This is a genomic window from Shewanella sp. Isolate13 (assembly GCF_022398325.1).
In the GTDB taxonomy this organism is placed as follows: domain Bacteria; phylum Pseudomonadota; class Gammaproteobacteria; order Enterobacterales; family Shewanellaceae; genus Shewanella.
This window is the reverse complement of the sequence record NZ_JAKEVD010000001.1, coordinates 134,826-152,438: the sequence shown is the minus strand read 5'-3', so window position 1 is coordinate 152,438 and position 17,613 is coordinate 134,826. Positions and strand designations below refer to the sequence as shown.

The 17,613-nt window shown below is 47.1% G+C and carries 15 protein-coding genes; 8 read left to right on the top strand and 7 right to left on the bottom strand.

All coding sequences use genetic code 11. The annotated features are described in order from the left end of the window. Nucleotides 1–5: 5 nt before the first annotated feature. The 4 genes from L1D44_RS00620 to L1D44_RS00605 all read right to left on the bottom strand — a co-directional run bounded on the left by L1D44_RS00620 (nt 6) and on the right by L1D44_RS00605 (nt 4,794). Nucleotides 6–1,403, bottom strand: a complete 1,398-nt coding sequence (locus L1D44_RS00620) for a tetrathionate reductase family octaheme c-type cytochrome (protein WP_239888325.1) — start codon at nt 1,401–1,403, stop codon at nt 6–8. Nucleotides 1,404–1,451: 48 nt separating this feature from the next. Next, nucleotides 1,452–3,164: a DUF3373 domain-containing protein gene (locus L1D44_RS00615; RefSeq protein ID WP_239888323.1), complete on the bottom strand. Its 1,713-nt coding sequence runs from the start codon at nt 3,162–3,164 to the stop codon at nt 1,452–1,454. A gap of 175 nt (nt 3,165–3,339) precedes the next feature. Then, nucleotides 3,340–3,669 carry a c-type cytochrome gene (locus tag L1D44_RS00610; RefSeq protein WP_239888322.1) on the bottom strand — a complete coding sequence of 110 codons (330 nt, stop codon included), beginning with the start codon at nt 3,667–3,669 and terminating at the stop codon, nt 3,340–3,342. 405 nt (nt 3,670–4,074) lie between these two features. Continuing rightward, nucleotides 4,075–4,794 (bottom strand): SDR family oxidoreductase, encoded by a 720-nt coding sequence (locus L1D44_RS00605; protein WP_239888321.1) that lies wholly within the window; start codon nt 4,792–4,794, stop codon nt 4,075–4,077. A gap of 142 nt (nt 4,795–4,936) precedes the next feature. On the opposite strand from L1D44_RS00605, the gene L1D44_RS00600 reads away from it, so the two are divergent. Next, entirely contained in the window at nt 4,937–5,851 is a 915-nt protein-coding gene (locus tag L1D44_RS00600) for a LysR family transcriptional regulator (RefSeq protein ID WP_239888319.1), read from the top strand. A 198-nt stretch (nt 5,852–6,049) separates the two neighbouring features. Further along, a complete protein-coding gene (locus L1D44_RS00595; RefSeq protein WP_239888317.1) occupies nt 6,050–7,243 on the top strand; it encodes a conjugal transfer protein TraF in 1,194 nt (397 codons plus the stop codon). Nucleotides 7,244–7,252: 9 nt separating this feature from the next. Here the strand turns inward: L1D44_RS00595 and L1D44_RS00590 are convergent, their stop codons facing one another. Both L1D44_RS00590 and metJ read right to left on the bottom strand, forming a co-directional pair. Continuing rightward, nucleotides 7,253–7,984, bottom strand: a complete 732-nt coding sequence (locus L1D44_RS00590) for a sulfite exporter TauE/SafE family protein (RefSeq protein ID WP_239888315.1) — start codon at nt 7,982–7,984, stop codon at nt 7,253–7,255. 155 nt (nt 7,985–8,139) lie between these two features. Next, complete coding sequence (gene metJ, locus L1D44_RS00585) at nt 8,140–8,454, bottom strand: met regulon transcriptional regulator MetJ (protein WP_028765579.1); 315 nt, start codon at nt 8,452–8,454, stop codon at nt 8,140–8,142. A 210-nt stretch (nt 8,455–8,664) separates the two neighbouring features. Here metJ and metB point away from each other — a divergent pair, with 210 nt between their 5' ends. The 6 genes from metB (at nt 8,665) to L1D44_RS00555 (ending at nt 15,336) form a co-directional block, all read left to right on the top strand. Then, nucleotides 8,665–9,825: a cystathionine gamma-synthase gene (gene metB / locus L1D44_RS00580; protein ID WP_239888314.1), complete on the top strand. Its 1,161-nt coding sequence runs from the start codon at nt 8,665–8,667 to the stop codon at nt 9,823–9,825. A 15-nt stretch (nt 9,826–9,840) separates the two neighbouring features. After that, on the top strand, nt 9,841–12,234 hold the full coding sequence (locus L1D44_RS00575) for a bifunctional aspartate kinase/homoserine dehydrogenase II (RefSeq protein ID WP_239888312.1): 2,394 nt from the start codon (nt 9,841–9,843) through the stop codon (nt 12,232–12,234). Between the two features lie 223 nt (nt 12,235–12,457). Next, on the top strand, nt 12,458–13,348 hold the full coding sequence (metF, locus tag L1D44_RS00570; protein ID WP_239888474.1) for a methylenetetrahydrofolate reductase: 891 nt from the start codon (nt 12,458–12,460) through the stop codon (nt 13,346–13,348). 173 nt (nt 13,349–13,521) lie between these two features. Next, on the top strand, nt 13,522–13,902 hold the full coding sequence (locus L1D44_RS00565; RefSeq protein WP_239888311.1) for a hypothetical protein: 381 nt from the start codon (nt 13,522–13,524) through the stop codon (nt 13,900–13,902). A 79-nt stretch (nt 13,903–13,981) separates the two neighbouring features. Continuing rightward, nucleotides 13,982–14,302 carry a cysteine-rich CWC family protein gene (locus L1D44_RS00560; protein ID WP_239888310.1) on the top strand — a complete coding sequence of 107 codons (321 nt, stop codon included), beginning with the start codon at nt 13,982–13,984 and terminating at the stop codon, nt 14,300–14,302. Between the two features lie 56 nt (nt 14,303–14,358). Next, a complete protein-coding gene (locus tag L1D44_RS00555) occupies nt 14,359–15,336 on the top strand; it encodes a DMT family transporter (RefSeq protein ID WP_239888308.1) in 978 nt (325 codons plus the stop codon). Between the two features lie 268 nt (nt 15,337–15,604). Here L1D44_RS00555 and L1D44_RS00550 read toward each other — a convergent pair whose 3' ends face one another. After that, the gene (locus tag L1D44_RS00550) at nt 15,605–17,434 is read right to left on the bottom strand and encodes a DEAD/DEAH box helicase (protein WP_239888306.1); all 1,830 of its coding nucleotides are present in this window, start codon (nt 17,432–17,434) and stop codon (nt 15,605–15,607) included. Nucleotides 17,435–17,613: the final 179 nt, after the last annotated feature.

Genomic DNA, 17,613 nt, shown 5'->3' with positions numbered 1-17,613 from the left:
TTAAGTTAGTTAGCGTGTTTTTGTCCTCCCTTAACCTTCATGGGATCACCGTCATAACCTAGGGCTTGCCAGTCGAGTCGCCCTTGCTTGCTATGGCAGTCTTTACACTTAAGGGCGTCTTCTTTCGGGGAAACCATATGGTTGATTGGCCACCACATCTCGGTTGCGGCAAAGCCATATTCACCACTGTATTTAATCCCTTTATCGACCATGTTTTGGTTTTGTTCCATACCGAGTCGAGCGGCTTTATCCCAGTCAAAGGTCTTCCAATAGCCACCTTTACCGAAGACTTTTGGGGTGATGAAGATATTTAACTTCTTGTCATAGATCTGGTTGCCCGTATGTACCTTGAAAGGAGTGATTTTGGCATGGGGATCATTAATATCACCTAAGGGGTGGGTAAGCTTAGTGACAGAATCTGCCTGCATCTTATCGCCAGCCATATAGGCATCGGCCTTACCGTTATACCAAGCGTATTGAGGCTTAACATTTTTCTCCCAGACAAAGTCGCCTTTCTTCTTCATGTAGCTGTGCTTGCCATACTCATCAAGAGTCTGCTCACGGTTTGACCCCGCTGTAGACCAGTCCCAGCTCATCTTGGTTGGCTCATTTTTGGCAAACTCTGGAATGTGGCAGGTTTGGCAAGCTACCGCTTGGCCGTGGTTATTAAGCTTCTGGTTTTCGTGTGGTGCACTATCATGGCAGTTGGTACAGCCAATAGGGTTGTCACCGCCAGGAGAGACGCCCATGGCGTTCCCCGTGATCTGATGATCTTTAGTGGTGTGGCACTCCTGACACTGGAAGTCGTTACCGTCGACATCCATATGCACATCGGTGCGTTTGTCGGGGTAGGCCATCGAAGAGTCGAGATCGCCATGTTTGACGCCATCACCGCCGCCACCATAGAAGTGGCAGGTACCGCAGTTATCTCGCACCGGGGTGCCGACATTTTTTGCGACACGTTCAAGGTTCACTTTCCCTAAGACTTCCCCCGCGCCTGCGGGATCTTTGACATAGGTGCCCGTGGTGTCGTGACAGATGAGGCAGTCCACCTTGCTCATATCGCTAAAGTCGAAGTTATTATCTTTCCAGCCATAGCCTGCATGACAACTTGTGCAGCGAGGCTCATTGCTAGAGATAGCGACACAGAAGTTATTGATGGTGTTTTTCTTGCCGCGTTTAACTGTGCGCCCTGGAAGAGTCTGTTCCAGCTCCCAGGTCCAGTGTGACGATTTCATAAAGTCGGCGGCATGATCTTCATGGCACTCGATACACTGAGTTGTGACTTGTGAGCCAGTTGTGAAAGGCCCCTCGATAAACTCACTATGATCTTGCGCCGCTAAACTGCTATTGCAATACAGCAGCATAGCAACAAGGCTGAGTGTGATTGTTAAGGTTCTCATGGTTAATCCCTCCCTCCTCGGCACCCACCGAGGAGGCTGTTAGTTGCGTTAGAAGTTGACGGTGAGAGAGGCGTTGATATCGAACGCCGTGTCGACCACAGGAAGCATCGAATAGGCTGCACCCGCGATGACCTCATCGATATCCTGCGGAGCACCAACTGGAGTACCACTACCGGTATATTCATAGTCGTAGTAGAGGCCCGCTAACTTGATGAACATACGTGGGTTGATATCAAACATGTAATAGGCTTCGCCGACATGGCCACGAGTGGCAAGCTTGCTGCCGATAGGGTCATCTTGGGCCTGGGTGAATGGTGTCCAATATTCAGAACCATAGTTATATTCGAAACCAACCTTGCCGTAAGGTGCTGGGATCTGAATACCGACATAGACACCGTAGCCATCTTTAGCATCGCTATCTTCGGCATTAGCGGCCATCATAATAATCTCACTGCCATCGGCATTGAGCTGCGCCTCAAAGACCGCATCGCTGAGCATGCCGCCGAACATACCGGCATTGCCGTTGCCTTCGGCGCGAGTCCAGCCACCGGAAATAAACCATTTCACATCGTTATCTTCCTCACGGGCGAAACCAATACCGCCGAGGAACATGTCGCCGATAACGCCACTGGGTTGCACTCGAGTCTCGAAGTTAAAGTTGCTGAACTTCTGCATATCTTGATACATGGTCGGGGCAAAAATTCCGGCTAGCTGAATAGGAAAGGCCATGGTTCCCTTAAAGCCATCGTTGACATCTTTGGCACCAAACAGGGTGAATTGGAGGAAGTTTTTACCGTCATTTATCGCATCGATATTGAAGCCACCAAGGTGGGTATCTTTAGTGACTATGTCGCCAAACATCTCGCCGTTGCCCCACTGAGATTCGAAGCCTTGGCCGTAGCAGATGCGAACCACTTGGCCATCGACACCCGTTAGCTCACCGAGCTTGTAGCCTAAGGTTGCACCATCGAAGTTAAAGTTAACAAGGTGACCCGATGGGGTGCCGCCGCGCTTCTCGTTCTCACGGTACTGAGTCGGTGGACCGTAGGTTGAAGGGCGTCGTCCAATAGAGAGATAGAGTGGTGAACCATTAATGTTCTTCCAGTCGAAGTAGGCGCGTTCGACTCTTAGCCAGTCGCCGGAGGTGTTACCGCTGTTGGTGCCATCCATTGTAAATGAGCGCCAAGAGTCGAACACCTGAACGCCAGTTGAGTCGCCCCAGTTTTTATACATAGAGAGTCGGCCTGCAAAGCTAACGTTATCCCACACCTTAGCTTTTAGGTTGAGGCGTAATCTTGTGGTGTAAAAAATATCATTATCAATGTCTTGAACCGTTTTAGGTGCAAGGACATAGGGCATGATCCCTTGCAGTTGTCCGTTTTGAAATGCGGCTGCGAGGTTGGGATCGGCGGCCATCATTTTACCCAGTGGGGAGCTGGGATCATTTGGCATGCCAAAATCCCCCGCCATCGCCTTGGCACCGAAGTCATTGAAATTAACCTTAATAGCAGGGTTCCAAGTGACATTTCGATAATGCAGTGAGTGGGCCTTGGTACGAAAATCACCAGTTAGCTCGATCCGATCGAGCGCGGTATGGCGTTCGTTTTGATCGACGCGATCATTGAGATCGTCGAGTTCGTTGGTGATATCTTCGAGCTGTTGTTTGAGATCGGCAATTTTTTGAACATCATTTTCGTTTGCATAGATGCTGCCAGAGAAAGCGATAGCATTGGCAACAAGCAATGATATAAGGGTACGCATAATATCTCTCCATTTTGAGTTTTTGGCTTATTTTCATGCGTTTAAACTCGATGTCATCATCGGGTGGCTAGGTAGGGTGGCTGTTTTTAGGCAGCATGAAGCCCTGAGGTAACTCCCCATTTTTATTTATTTGTTGGTTAAAATATTTTTAAGCAGTAGTGCCGCTTAACTGGTGTTAGCCACAAGTTTGAGGCTGATCAGAGTCTGCGGCATGGTCATAGAGAAACTGCTGAATATCTTTTAGATCTTTTTCGGATAAAGCATTAAAGGCTTCTTGATCGCCTTTATGCTTCATACGCTTAAAAAAACGATCCCATTGGCTCATGGTTTTGCTCATTGGGGTGATCTCGCCTCCTATCGCGTCTTGACTATGGCAAGCCTTACACTCTTTTTTATAAAGATGTTTGCCTTTCTTGGGGTTACCGCCATCGGCGGCTTGAGCTTGTAGCCCTACAGACAATGCTAGCGCAAGGCCTATACCGATTTTTGTGATAGTTTTCATCATCAATTCCTTACTCTTTTTGTATGGTATTACGCCGTCCTTTGCGGGTTAGCAGAGTGTTCCAAAAATGCTTCTGCCTTGTTATTGAATTTAGCAAGGTAGGCTGGTTTAATTATTGAGCTTGATCATATTCATGATAAAAATCTAATTGATATAAATATCATTGAATAAAATCTAATTGAGTGTTTTTCGATGGTTTATTTCATTGATTAAATTGTGTTTTATTTGCTTGAGGTGTTTTTTGAATTGCAAGTTGGGCTATTTGGGTGGCAGATCTAGATCACACTTCTGATTTTTAACTATTACTAAAGTGATATGAAGGGGTTGATTTTTGGTAAACAAAAAGCCCAGTCAGCATAGCTGAAAGGGCCTTGATGAACAGATGAAAGCTGTGGCTATTAACAGAGCTTACGGCTCTTGACGCGTTGCCGCTAATACGATTTCACGTACACATACATTCTGTGGTTGCTCGAAGGCAAACAGTGCTGCTTCGGCAATGGTTTCTGGTGCAATGACACCGCCCATATGCTGTTTCCAATCTTCATAGCCCGCCTTGATATCATCGTTAGTGGTGTGGCTAAGTAGTTCAGTTTCTACGGCACCTGGCGCGATAGTGATCATACGTACATCATCCATCGCCACCTCTTCACGAATGTTCTCAGTCAATGCATGTACTGCAAACTTGGTTGCACAGTACGCAGAGTGGTTCGGGAAAGTCTTGCGACCTGCGATTGAGCTGACGTTGATGATTGTACCCGTCTTGCGCGCTTTCATATCGGCAAGGACTGCGTGAATACCGTTTAGTACGCCCATCACATTGATGTTTAACATACGGCTCCACTCTGCAGGATCTTGAACATCTGCGGCGCTGAGTAACATTACACCAGCGTTATTGATTAAGCAGCCAACTGGACCAAATTGTGCTTCAGCGGTTGCAATAGCCGCTTTCATGGCGTCTGCATCGGTCACATCTACACTAACGGCTAGGCAGTTATCTAAGCCTAGTGCTTGCATGGGCTCTACACGGCGTGCCAATAACAGTAGTGGGTGGCCTTTTGCGCTGAAAGCTTTCGCCATCGCCGCGCCAATACCAGAAGATGCACCTGTAATAACGATTAGTTGTTTCATATCAGCCTCAAATAAGGGGGTCTTTGTTGGTAAGTATTCTAACCAAGCTAATATTGTTGATATATAATCTACAGAGAATATGATTGTTTACATCTGGCTCCTAATCTATTTCTGTTTATTAAGCTAAAACGAGTTTCTATTTATGTACCAAGACCTAAATTTAGCAGATGTACGGGCTTTTACCGTGATTGCGGAAAAGGGCAGTTTTACCCTTGCTGCCGAAAAGCTCGGTTGTTCTCGTTCGCACCTTTCTAAACAGTTGACTCAGTTAGAACGCTACTTAGGGGTTACCCTGATCACTCGCACGACTAGGGCGCAACGATTAACTGAGCAAGGCATGTTTTTCTATGAACGCTGTCGACATGCGTTAGATATCATGGAGCAAGCAGTGGCGAAAACGGTTGATGATGCCCATAACCTGCAGGGCAAGATTAATATCAACTGTGTGGGTGGTTATATCGGTGAGGAGATAGTCAACCAATTGGTTAATGATTTTATGGCTCTACACCCCAATATTCAGGTGCACTTAGATTTCAGTAGCCAGCGAGTCGACTTGGTGCTCGATGAGTTTGACTTGGTTTTTAGAATGGGTGAGCTTGAGGACTCGGGCTTAGTGGCCAGAAAGCTGATGGATATTGCCAATTGTACTTTGGCATCGCCAGGTTATATCGCCAGACATGGAAGACCTGAGCATCCAAAAGATCTTAAGCATCACGCCTGTGTTACGGGTTCAGTTTACCACTGGAATTATCATCGTAGATCCGACAAAACCCAGAAGACCGAGGTGACCATTACTGGAGCCTTGCTATGTAAGAATGGCAGGGTGATGAAAAGTAGCGCCTTGGCAGGAAATGGTATTGTGCGCCTGCCGGAGATCTACTGCAGTGCAGAGCTTAACGCTGGTACCTTGGTGCATCTATTTGAGGACTGGACCATTTCAGATACGCCGCTGTATCTGCTCTATAACAGAGACCAGTTTCAGCCAGCTAGGTTGAAGCAGTTTATCGATTTTGCCACGCAAAACTTTATGAAATATGTTGAATTGCCAGATGCTTAAATAGCGGTTTTCGTAAGGCTGCATCGTTTTTTGTTATCAATCTTTCGAACTAATTGCTGTAAAAATGTATATTTAACGTTAAGTTTATCTCCGTTTTATTCGATTTTGTCTTAGAATACTTTAAGAACAAAATAACCTTTTTTCGATTTGAGCCGTATTGTCGCTTAGAACGTTAAGGACATAAAAAGGGTGGAATGGATGAAACTACAGAAAATTGCACTGGCTTGTGCTTTATTTCCCTGCTTTTTGGCTAATGCTGGACAGGAATATTATGAGGCGCGCAGCGATGCGATGGGCGGTGCAGGCGTGGCGGCTTCAAACAAAGAAGGTGCGGCCTTCGTTAACCCAGCCCTGCTTGCGATTAATGCTCATAAAGACAACTCTGCAGTACTGCTACTTCCTGTACTGGGCGTTGATGTGGCTGACAGCGATGATATGATAGATAAGTTCGACTCGCTAATTGATTCTTACGATGCCCTAGAAGCGGCAATTGATGCTGAGAACAGTGACGATATCGCCGAGTTTCGTGACGATCTGGTCGGTGACATCGAGTCTCTTAAAGGCAGCTCTGCTTACGCCAGTGCTGGGCTTGGTTTCAGCGTAGCCATCCCCTACCAGAGAATGCCGATGGCTATTTTCTATAAGAGCTATGTTAACGCAGTTGGCGTGGCCGACATTGCCCAGTCAGATATCGATACCCTCAATAATCTCGATCCTAACAACCCTCCCGAGGTCAGCGATTTGGACTCTCAGGGGCAAGTGGTTGGCGGGGCTGTATCGGATCTTGGCGTCGCCTTAAGTTTCCCACTGTCTATTGTAAATATGCCTATCTCAGTTGGAATATCACCCAAGTTACAGCGAATAGACACCTATAACTATATTGCCAACGCGAATAACTTCGATGCTAGCGATTTTGATGATGCCAAGTATCGCAATGATGAGACCAATTTTAATTTAGATATTGGTGTCGCCATGCAGCCATTCGATGGCTTAACTCTCGGTCTATCAGGGCGAAACCTGATCAGCCAAGAGGTGGATACCATTGAAGTTGAGGGGCAGAAGTTTACTTATAGCGTAGAGCCTCTAGTGACCGCTGGCGTAGCCTATGATTGGGACCGAGTATCGGTAACGACAGATGTTGATCTAATTGAGAACAAGAGGTTTAAAGAGCTAGACGGTACTCAATACTGGCGTCTCGGTGGCGAAGTCAGAGCCTTTGACTGGATGGCATTACGACTCGGTTATCGTCATGACATGAAAGACTCTACCGCAAACCTCTACTCTTTGGGGACAGGCTTTGCGTTTGGTGAATCATTTTTCCTAGATTTTACCGGTATGTTCGGTGATGACAATGCAGTAGGAGGCGTCCTGCAAACCTCCTACCATTTCTAACAGTTACCGTTAGCTGATTAACTCAATAGTCGATTTGAGCGTAAGGATTAGCGCACTGACCCCACATAAAGCCAGAGTTAACGCTCTGGTTTTTTGTTTGTCTACTCGGCCAACCAAGCGTCCAGCCACAAGATAGCCCAATATGACAGACGGCAGTAACATCAAAGAGATATAAAAATGCTTTAGAGTTAGCAGGCCTGCAAGTGCCAAAATGATCAAAGCGATCATCGAACTAAAGATAAAAAAGGCGGAGAGGGCCGCGCGAAATTGGCCTGCATCTTTTCCCGATAGCAAGATGGCCAGAGGCGGGCCACCAATCGCAGCTATATTGCCGAAGATGCCAGATAATACCCCTGCGATAAACAGGCTGAATCGGTTAACTGGAATACTGAGCTTCATTAGGCTCAGGCCAACGGCTAATGCAACAATTGCGGCAATCGCCAGACCTAAGATCGGCTGAGGCGCGACTAAAATCAGGGTTGCACCTAATATTCCCCCGGGAATGCGACCCAATAGCGCATATTGTAGGCCATTGAACTCGAGCTGACCTCGCTCCCTAAATAGCGTCAGTAGTGCTATCGAGAAGCCCATCATGATGACGGGGGCCGGAACCAAGCTGGGATCGACGATATAGAGTAGAGGACTAGCAACAACGGCTAGACCAAATCCAATCAGGCTTTGGGTCAGTGCGCCACAAAAGATAATGAGTGAAGCGAGTAGTAGTGTAACGGGATCTATCATTAGGTATCCAGGCATCTGGGCTAAAGTAGAGCTCAGAGAGTACTCCGTGCTCGGTTTGAACATTGATGTTTTTTTAGTTTCATTCGGCCAAAAACAGATAAGGACTGCTTAGCAGTCCTTATCTGGAGATCTTGTTTACTGATAATCGATGAAGATTATTCAAGTTCTTCCCACTCAATACCCATCTCATCCATCAAACGCTTAACCTCAGCAGGCATGCTGTCGGGTTTATCTTTGGTAAGATCTTCGTCGTTTGGTAGTGGTTGGCCTGTGTATGCATGTAAGAAGGCTTCGCATAGCAGCTCACTATTAGTGGCGTGACGCAAGTTATTTACTTGGCGGCGTGTACGCTCATCGGTAAGCACTTTAAGTACTTTCAAAGGAATGGAGACAGTAATTTTTTTCACTTGCTCATTCTTTTTGCCGTGTTCAGCATAGGGGCTGATATAATCGCCATTCCACTCAGTCATTGACTCACCTGTTATTTCAAAATTCGGGGCAGATTTTAACCCTTTAAATTGTGCAGTCAAATTATTGCCTCTTATTTATGACAATTGCAAATAGATTTCCATATGCATGGACGTCTAAACGGCTAAAATGGTTGACGGCGGGGGAGTGCTTAGGTACATTTAGACGTCCAGACATCTCTTGGCCAAAAAATAATAGCAAAGGAGTAGTACATGACTGAGCGTAAACTCGCCACTGCGGCGGTACGTCAAGGAATTGAGTCCGATAGCCAGCACGGCGCAGTTGTACCACCGATTTATCTTTCTACTAACTACTCTTTTGATGGCCATAAGAATCCAAGAGACTTTGACTATAGCCGCTCTGGGAATCCAACACGTTCCATATTAGGCGATGCGATTGCCGAGTTGGAAAAAGGCGCGACAGGTATCGTCACCTGTACAGGGATGGCGGCAATCACCTTAGCGACGAGTCTACTTGGACCCGATGACTTACTCGTTGTTCCCCATGACTGTTATGGAGGCAGCTACCGTTTATTTACCAATTTGGCTAAGAAAGGCCAGTTTAAGCTATTGGTGGTCGATCAAACCGACTCGCAGGCGCTGAATCAAGCGATAGCACAGAAACCTAAGATGGTTTGGCTGGAGACTCCATCGAACCCGCTACTGCGTGTGGTTGATATTGAAGCTATCTGCACTGCCAGTCATGAAGTCGGTGCATTGGTGGTTGTCGACAACACTTTCCTCTCGCCAGTACTACAGCAACCGCTACTATTGGGTGCCGATATCGTGATCCATTCCACTACCAAATATATTAATGGTCACAGCGATGTGGTGGGGGGAGCGGTTGTGGCGAAAGACCCTGAGCTGGGTGAACTGCTGCATTGGTGGTCAAATACGCTAGGGCTAACGGGCTCAGCATTTGACAGTTATCTCACTTTGCGCGGAATTCGTACACTTGCAGTACGAATTCGCGAACATCAGGCGAATGCACAGCGAATTCTTGATACCCTTATTAACCATCAGGCTGTGTCCAAGATATACTACCCGGGACTTAAAGAGCATCCGGGTCATGAAATTGCGGCTAAACAGCAAAAGGGCTTTGGTGCCATGTTGAGCTTTGAGCTTAAGGGTGGCGAAGCGCAGTTGGTCGGATTCTTAAAAAATCTTAACTATTTTTCGGTTGCAGAAAGCCTTGGTGGTGTTGAGAGTCTAGTGGCTGTGCCAGCAACTATGACACACAGAGCGATGGAACCAGAGGCTCGGGCTGAGGCGGGCGTTAAGGATACGCTTATCCGACTTTCTGTAGGTATCGAAGATGCCGATGATCTTGTTGCCGATATTGAAGCTGCGCTTAATGCCGCAGCCGCTTGTTAATTAAAGGGGTATACGATGGCACGCTGTCACTTACATAAATTTGGTGGCTCAAGTCTTGCGGATGCAGACTGTTACCGTCGCGTTGCTCATATTTTGCTGACTCACGGTCACAGCGATGATTTAGTTGTGGTCTCTGCGGCAGGTAAAAGCACCAACTTCTTGTATAAGTTACTCGAGTTGAGTACGACTAAACAGCTGTGGCAAGAAGAGCTACAAACACTGATCAGTTTCCAGCAAAATTTGATTGAGCAGTTGCTCTCAAATGAACAGGCTCGCTCCTTAAGAGAGCGGCTCTCTAACGATAAGGCGCAGCTGATCAGTCTGCTATCATTAGAGTCGATTAATGATTATCAGAGCAACCAAGTGGTAAGCTTTGGTGAGCGCTGGTCTGCACGCCTATTGGCGGCGTTACTGCGCGAGTCTGGTGTCGCAGCATCCGATGTCGATGCGCGTACGCTGTTGATTGCCGATGAGGCCGCCGTGCCGCAGATCCGTCTGCAGGAATCTCGTCAGCGCGTTCACACCATGACCGAGACACACCCTAATGAACGCCTTATCATAACGGGTTTTATCTGTGCCAATGAGCGTGGCGATACTTTACTACTTGGGCGTAACGGCTCCGACTTTAGCGCCACCTTGATCGCCAGCTTGGCAGATATCGAGCGTGTGACTATCTGGACCGATGTAGAGGGCGTGTTTAACGCCGATCCGAATAAGATCAATGATGCAAAGCTTCTCAGTAGTCTCTCGTTAGCCGAAGCTAACCGTTTGGCACACTTAGGTTCGCCGGTATTGCATAATCGAACCCTGCAACCCTTGTTTGATACTCAAGTGAGTCTTGCTGTTCGCTCAAGTTACGCCTCCCATACCGACTTTACCTTGATTGCGCCAAAGAGTTCATCGGCGAGTGCACCGGTTGTTACCAATCTAAGTAGCGTTGCGCTGTTTAACTTTGAGCTTAAGACTGATTTTAGTCAGCTTATTGAACTGCTTGAGGAAACGGGTCTAAATCCACTTGCTCACTGGGAGTTAGCTCAGGGCCGTGTTGAGTTAACGGTTACTCTAGAGAACCAGAAGCAGGTATTAGCATTGTTAGATGTTAATCGAGATGCATTAGGTGTGAGTAATATTAAGATCACCGAAGATCTTGGTTTAGTCGCGCTAGTGAGCGCCGATGCCAATTTGTATCGCCGTGGTTTTGCTAGGCTGCTTAGCCGTAACGCTAGACCCCTGTTTAACGATGGCATGAGCTTAGTGACTTTGGTGCCTCAAGGGCAGGTGAATCTATTAACCCAGAAAGTGCATCGTCGCTGCGCAGGACCACGTAAACGTATCGGCGTCTTGTTATTGGGTGTAGGTAATATTGGCGAAGCCTGGGTTGAGTTATTTAGCAATGCTAAGGCGGCTTTAAACAAAGAGCTTGAGGCTAGCGTCGAGTTAGTCGGTTTGGTGAGTTCGCGTAAAGCGCTGATTAGTGATGAAGGCATTGAGCTCGATTCTTGGAAGCAAGCCTTCGAACAGCATGCGACACCTTGGCAGTACAGTCATCTATTTGAAGAGTTGCATGATTTAGAGTGTGATGAAGTGATTGCGCTGGATATTAGTGCCAGTGCCGATCTGACTCTGCAATACCCAGAGTTTTTTGCGCGTGGTATTCACGTAGTTAGTGCAAATAAGTTAGCGGGTTCAGGGCCGTTAACTTTCTATCGCGAATTGAAACAGCAGCTGGATAATCGTCGTTTGTTTTGGCGCTATAACGCCAGTTGTGGGGCTGGTTTACCAGTACAGCATGCGTTGAACGATCTGCATAATAGCGGTGACAGTATCGAAGCGGTTGGTGGGATCTTCTCCGGTACCTTGTGTTGGTTATTTGAAAACTTCGATGGGAAAAAGCCTTTCTCTGAGCTCGTTATCGAGGCTAGGGGGTTAGGGATCACCGAGCCGGATCCTAGAGACGATCTATCTGGCCGAGATATGCAGCGTAAGCTACTGATCCTCGCCCGTGAGATTGGTTTTGAGATTGAACTTGAAGATATTGAGCTTAAATCTTTGGTTCCCGCTCACCTTGCAGAATTGTCACTAGAGCAGTTTTTGGCGCGTATTGGTGAGCTCGATGCCGATATGCAACAGCAGTTTGTGGCAGCCGCAGAGCAGGATAAGGTGCTGAGGTATGTCGCCGCTTTAGATAAGGTTGAAGGTAAGCTGAAGGCTGAGGTTGGCATACAGTGGGTCGATATTTCTCACCCTTATGCGAACCTAACGCCAGGGGATAACGTGTTTGTGATCCGCAGTGAGTTCTACCAGAACAACCCGTTGATCATTCGCGGACCTGGTGCGGGACGTTTAGTGACAGCAGCGGCAGTACAATCGGACTTAGCTCATATTTGTCGCGATCTACTACAAGAATAATCTTCATTTTAATCAATAAAAAAGGGCTCATCTGAGCCCTTTTTTATTTTCAACCCTAGGCTAGCTTTTTCTGAAGCTAGATTTTTTTACTGTCCCAAGAAAAAAATTCAATTGCCTGCTTTTTACTCTTGACTTCAATCTCAGTTTCTCTAGTATGTGGACATATAGACGTCCAAACGTCTATATGGGAATGCAAACTAAGGCTGAAGTTGAGGAAGTAGAAATGGGTTTTCATCACGCACAACATGCAACATCATTAAACCAGAGCCTGTCTGAGCTAAATGGCGACATTAACGTTTCTTTCGAATTTTTCCCGCCTTCAACTCCAGAGATGGAAAAGCTACTTTGGAACTCTATTCGTCGTTTAGAGCCGTTAAACCCTAAGTTCGTCTCTGTAACTTACGGCGCTAACTCAGGCGTTCGAGATAGAACCCATGGTGTGATCGAGCGGATCCAGCAAGAGACCGATTTAGTGGCTGCGCCGCACCTGACCTTAGTGGACGCCAGTGATGAAGAGCTTAAAGAGCTGGCAAAGCATTACTGGAACAGCGGTATTCGCGATATCGTCGCCCTGCGTGGCGACTTGCCTGACGGCAGCCCTAAGCCGACTCGCTTCGCTAACGACCTTGTACGCCTACTGCGCTCAGTCGCCGACTTTGATATTTCGGTTGCCGCTTATCCTGAGGTGCATCCCGATGCGAGTAATGCGCAAGCCGACCTTATTCATCTGAAGAAGAAGATCGATGCCGGTGCCAACCGTGCCATCACTCAGTTCTTTTTCGATGTAGAGTCCTACTTACGTTTTCGTGACCGCTGCGCCGCAGCCGGCATCGATGCCGAGATAGTGCCGGGTATTCTCCCAGTGACCAACTTTAATCAGACTAAGCGCTTTGCCGCGATGACCAATGTGTCTATTCCTGGTTGGTTACATCGTCAGTTTGAGGGGTTAGAGGACGACCCTACGACACGCCAGATGGTTGGAGCGAACGTGGCTATCGATATGGTTAAAGTCTTGTCTCGTGAAGGGGTGAAAGACTTCCACTTCTATACCCTAAACCGCGCCGAGCTGACCTATGCTATTTGCCATACCTTAGGAGTAAGACCGGGTAAATAACTTGTCGTAAACCCTTGAGTTATATAGAGCCAATAACCTTGTAGGTTGTTGGCTTTTTTGCTTTCGGGTGATCTGACAGGGCGCTGCTTATGTAGGTTTATGTGTGGCTTGAGTAACAATCGCTAAGTAGGTAATCTAAGTGAGGTTGGAGATACTTTGTACAGGATTTGATTATGGACAATCAATTAAAGCTTATCTTTTTAATTGCCGCTTTGATGGGAATGACGGCCTGTCAGGGGGTGAGGTTTAATACCAATTTAACGCCAGAAATGGTTGTTGATAAATATCAAGCTAGTCAGGTTGTAGAGTACACTGCAGAAGAGGTGTATAACCATGACTCTCAGATGATCGGTGACGTGAGTGCAGCCTATTGCCAAAGAGTTAACACGCCCCCCCCAAACTACTCCGGAATTATTGAGATGTTAAAGTATAAGGTGCATAAAATTGGCGGTAACGGCATAGTGGTGATGGAGTGCGCAAAGGATAACCCTTATGCCGCCTGTATCGCACACCTAGAGTGCCGAGCACTTGCTTATGAAGTTAATTTCTCCTAGTTACTCATCAGGTGGCGGTAATGAGCGTGGTGAGTGATAAGCGCTATAGTTAGTTGGTTTTTTGAATGAGGCTGAGCCTATGGGTGAGCAGGACAAGTCCCTTTTACCTAGTAAGGACTTTTTATTCGCTAAGGACACTTTATTCGCTAAGGGCTTTGCTGATGCTAACCATTGTCCTCTGTGCAAAGGGCTTAATCGTTGTGCAGCAGAAACTGGGGCGAGTATTGAGCAGTGTTGGTGCAGTAAACAAGAGTTTCCAGATAGCGCACTGCTAGCTCAGGTTTTGGATACCGAAGAGCTTGCTGGCTTGAATGGAAATGCTTGTATTTGTGAGGTTTGTTTACAGCGACTACAGCTGTTGCAGGCTCAAGGTCGCACGCTTTATAAGAGAATCGATTAGCCTACTAGACCTAGGGTTGCCAATAGGGCAATATCGCCGATCTTGTTATTTCTTCAATGGCCATATTCATGGATCCGCGCGCTCAATGTTCCGAGTTTAAACTTGGATTTATCTTTATTTCTGTTGCTGTTGTTTTTTGGGGGATATTGCCGATAGCACTCAAACTATCGGGGCAATTTATCGATGCTGTTACCTTAACCTGGTTCCGTTTCTTGGTCGCTCTGGTGGTAGGCTTTGCCATTCAGTATTTAAGCGGCAGTATCAAGCAGTTTAAAGGACTCGATAAAGTGTCTTGGCTAAAATTAGTTTTAGCTGGCGTGCTCTTGATTTTTAACTACGTTTCTTTTGTCTATTCGCTTAAGTATCTTGCGCCGGGCTCGGCTCAGCTCAACTTCCAAACCTCGCCCTTCTTCCTAGCTTTTGGTGGGATGTTGTTTTTTAAAGAGCGACTCAATGCGATACAACTCAGTTGTTTCGCGACACTGGGCTTAGGCATGTTGATGTTCTTCCACCCCTATTTAGACTTTAGCTCCGGGCCTTCAGATGTATGGAAAGGAGTGATGATCGTTCAGTTCTCGGTACTGTCATGGGCAAGTTATGCATTAATTCAGAAGTCGATGATCAAGCGTCTATCACCCAATAACATTTTATTGTTTATCTACTTATTCGGTATCCTTGCCATGGCGCCTTTTAGCGATTTTAGTCAGTTCGCTGTCATGGATTCTAACCAGTGGGCTATCGCGATTTTTTGTGCGGTTAATACTGTTATCGCCTACGGTTGTTTTGGTCAGTCGATGAAGTATTGGCCCACAGGGCAGGTAAGTGCCATGCTGGCTCTGACACCAGTAATCAGCTTTAGCCTTACAGCCATTGTGGTGGCCTTAGGTTGGTGGAGCGGTATCATCAAGGGGGCGCATATTGACCCGCTATCGTTTAGCGGGATAGTGTTAATTGTGGTGTCAGTGATTGCTGTGCAGTTGTCTCCTATCTGGGAGAAACGCAGGGCGTTGAAGCAAGTTCAGGTCGTCGCCTAGACAGCAACAGACGAGTAAGCCACCCTCTAAAGACGGTGGCTTTTTTTATGCTGCTCCTAGGCACCTTAAAAAGAGGTGTATTGCGGCTACGAGCTTTAGCTTTTGCTTGTATTGCGCTCGTCAGGGCTAGGGGAAGCCTGCGTGACGTTTTTAGGGAGGTCGAAAGGCCTGCATCGACTACTGAGTCTATGCGGCTGAAAACAAAAAAGGAGCCATTAGGCTCCTTTTTAGGTCTTGCAGCAGGAACATCAGTTCCAAGCGTTAAGCGTTATTCAGCGTCTCTTGGACCCTTGCGGTGCGGCTTTCTGTCACCAGAAGGACGACGGTCGCCAGCAGGTCTGCGAGGACGACGTGGTGGACGGCTATCGCCACCAGAAGTATTGGCAAATGTTTCACCCGCCGCTTCACGAATGTTTAATGGACGGCCACATACACGCACTTTCTTAAGGTGTTGTAGTACTTCTTTTGGCATGCCGTCTGGCAAGTCAATTGCAGTCACTTGGTCGAACAGTTGGATCTGACCAATGTAACGGCTATCGATATTCGCTTCGTTAGCGACGGCACCAACGATGTTACCTACGCCAACGCCATTGTCACGACCCACATCGATGATATAGCGGCACATCTTAACATCTGGGTTGTCCTTTAATGAATCCGCTGCACCTAGGTTAGCAGGTGTTGGGCGAGATTCACGACGTGGACGGTCACTACGATCACGTGGTCCACGGTCATTGCGGTCACGAGAGTTACGCTCGTCACGGCTATCGCGTTGACGCTCGTTCATTGCTGGTAGCTGTAGTGGACGATCTTTCTGAACTTGTTGCAGTAATGCCGCAGCAAGTACGTCAGTGTCAACTTCTAACTCTTGACAAAGTTTGGCAACAGCACCCTTCATGAAATCTAAATCTTGTGCGATTGTTTCAGAAATTTGCTCTCCTAGACGAGATAGACGACGTTCTGTCACTGTCTCTGGGCTAGGGATGTCCATTGGAGAAATACGGCTCTTAGTTGCACGCTCGATAGTGCGTAGCATACGCATTTCACGGTGTGTAACGAAAAGGATCGCCATACCTGTACGACCCGCACGGCCTGTACGACCAATACGGTGAACATAAGCTTCAGTATCGTAAGGGATATCGAAGTTAACTACGTGTCCAATACGCTCAACGTCTAGACCACGAGCCGCAACGTCAGTCGCGATGATGATATCTAGCTTGCCGCGCTTCAATTGATCAACTGCACGCTCACGCGCTTGTTGGTTCATGTCGCCGTGTAGTGGAGACGATGCATAGCCACGAGCTTCTAGCTTCTCGGCTAACTCAACACAGCTGTTACGTGTACGAACGAAGATAATGATACCTTCGGTCTTTTCAACTTCTAGAACACGTACAAGTGCTTCTAGCTTGTTGTGCTGTGATACTTGAACAAAACGCTGCTCAATAGTTTCAACAGTCGTATGAGTCGCAGCGATGCTGACATGCTGAGGCTCATTTAGGTATTTGTTAGCAACACGCTTAATCTGCTCTGGCATAGTTGCAGAGAATAGCGCTAATTGGCGTGACTTAGGTGTGTGCTCAAGGATCCATTCGATATCATCGATGAAGCCCATTTTTAGCATCTCATCGGCTTCGTCAAGAACCATTGATTTCAAGGTTTCAAGCTTAAGTGTGCCACGACGCATATGGTCCATAACACGGCCTGGAGTACCGACGATGATCTGAGGACCACGACGCAAAGCATTTAACTGCTGATGCATGCTCTGTCCGCCGTAAATTGGCAGAACGTGTAGGCCCTTCATAAATTTAGCGTAGCTAGCAAACGCTTCAGCAACCTGAACTGCAAGTTCACGAGTCGGCGCTAGTACTAAAATTTGTGGAGCATTCGTATTTGGGTCGATGCTGTTTAGTAGAGGCAGTGCGAAAGCACCTGTTTTACCTGTACCGGTTTGCGCCTGACCTAAAATATCTTTACCAGCCATAAGAGGCTCGATACTTGCTGCCTGGATTGGAGTTGGTTTTTCGTAACCTAACTCGTCAAGAGCACGCAACAAAGGCTCGGCAAGACCGAGTTCGCGGAAAGTTTTTTCACTGGATGACATGGGTTGTAGCCTTGTGGAATAGCAGAGCACAAAAAGTATGTGCTGATGTTTAATAGACAGAAAATCAACCCCGTGTCGACTTCCCGCACCGAAACATATCAGTAAGCCGACTAGTATAGCAGCTTACAATTGGTATTACCAATCAATCCTGAATTTTTATCAGATTTCAAAGCAAATAA

Excerpts from the sequence above, each read along its gene's own strand:
- L1D44_RS00620 (WP_239888325.1), bottom strand. The coding sequence starts at position 1,403 with ATGAGAACCTTAACAATCACACTCAGCCTTGTTGCTATGCTGCTGTAT.
- L1D44_RS00615 (WP_239888323.1), bottom strand. The coding sequence starts at position 3,164 with ATGCGTACCCTTATATCATTGCTTGTTGCCAATGCTATCGCTTTCTCT.
- L1D44_RS00610 (WP_239888322.1), bottom strand. The coding sequence starts at position 3,669 with ATGATGAAAACTATCACAAAAATCGGTATAGGCCTTGCGCTAGCATTG.
- L1D44_RS00605 (WP_239888321.1), bottom strand. The coding sequence starts at position 4,794 with ATGAAACAACTAATCGTTATTACAGGTGCATCTTCTGGTATTGGCGCG.
- L1D44_RS00600 (WP_239888319.1), top strand. The coding sequence starts at position 4,937 with ATGTACCAAGACCTAAATTTAGCAGATGTACGGGCTTTTACCGTGATT.
- L1D44_RS00595 (WP_239888317.1), top strand. The coding sequence starts at position 6,050 with ATGAAACTACAGAAAATTGCACTGGCTTGTGCTTTATTTCCCTGCTTT.
- L1D44_RS00590 (WP_239888315.1), bottom strand. The coding sequence starts at position 7,984 with ATGATAGATCCCGTTACACTACTACTCGCTTCACTCATTATCTTTTGT.
- metJ (WP_028765579.1), bottom strand. The coding sequence starts at position 8,454 with ATGACTGAGTGGAATGGCGATTATATCAGCCCCTATGCTGAACACGGC.
- metB (WP_239888314.1), top strand. The coding sequence starts at position 8,665 with ATGACTGAGCGTAAACTCGCCACTGCGGCGGTACGTCAAGGAATTGAG.
- L1D44_RS00575 (WP_239888312.1), top strand. The coding sequence starts at position 9,841 with ATGGCACGCTGTCACTTACATAAATTTGGTGGCTCAAGTCTTGCGGAT.
- metF (WP_239888474.1), top strand. The coding sequence starts at position 12,458 with ATGGGTTTTCATCACGCACAACATGCAACATCATTAAACCAGAGCCTG.
- L1D44_RS00565 (WP_239888311.1), top strand. The coding sequence starts at position 13,522 with ATGGACAATCAATTAAAGCTTATCTTTTTAATTGCCGCTTTGATGGGA.
- L1D44_RS00560 (WP_239888310.1), top strand. The coding sequence starts at position 13,982 with ATGGGTGAGCAGGACAAGTCCCTTTTACCTAGTAAGGACTTTTTATTC.
- L1D44_RS00555 (WP_239888308.1), top strand. The coding sequence starts at position 14,359 with ATGGCCATATTCATGGATCCGCGCGCTCAATGTTCCGAGTTTAAACTT.
- L1D44_RS00550 (WP_239888306.1), bottom strand. The coding sequence starts at position 17,434 with ATGTCATCCAGTGAAAAAACTTTCCGCGAACTCGGTCTTGCCGAGCCT.